Source organism: Rhodopirellula sp. UBA1907, assembly GCF_002337565.1.
Lineage (GTDB): Bacteria > Planctomycetota > Planctomycetia > Pirellulales > Pirellulaceae > Rhodopirellula > Rhodopirellula europaea.
Genome location: NZ_DDGH01000066.1, coordinates 138,819 through 139,433 on the forward strand (window position 1 = coordinate 138,819; position 615 = coordinate 139,433).

At 57.7% G+C, this 615-nt stretch carries 1 protein-coding gene; it reads left to right on the forward strand.

Annotated features, from left to right (window positions below; genetic code table 11):
• Positions 1–510: response regulator transcription factor (locus tag B2R17_RS14845; protein ID WP_286764589.1), on the forward strand; the 510-nt coding region annotated here is incomplete at its 5' end.
• Between the last annotated feature and the right edge of the window lie 105 nt (positions 511–615).

Here is a 615-nt window from a genome sequence, read left to right on the forward strand (position 1 = left end):
GTGCAAGAACGAATGTCGTGGGTTCGGGAAGTCATCGACACCAACAAGGCACTTCGAGCGACGCATATTTACTGCGGCCGAATGCTGGTTTCGTCTTTCTATCCTCACCGCGATGGCGACCGAAATTTCGCGATCGTGCTGACCCGTTTGGACGGCATGTTGCCCGACGGTGACATCAAGGACACGCAAAGTCAGTTCATCGACCTGGGTCCGTTGTCGGTGCTCAGTCCTCGAGAGCTAGAAGTGCTCGTCTTGCTGGGGCAGGGCAACAGTGTCCCCGAAGTTTCGCGCTTGTTGTTCCGCAGTCCGCGGACGATTGAGCGTCACAAAACCGAAATCGGTCACAAGCTCGGCGTCTCATCGATCGCGCAGCTCACCCGCTTGGTCGCACAAGCCGGTTTGCGACCCGAGCACCTGCCACTGCAGCGTTTCAACGCCGTCCCGAAACCGCATCAGTGCACGCCCGATTTGTTGCCCGTCAATATCGAAGCCTCCTCGTCATCCGCCTGATCGAACCCGTCGACAGACTTTCGTGTCCCCAAGTACACGGAAGCCAATCCAGGCGATACACTTCTGCCATCACACCGACTGATGCCCAGGTGGTGGAATTGGCAG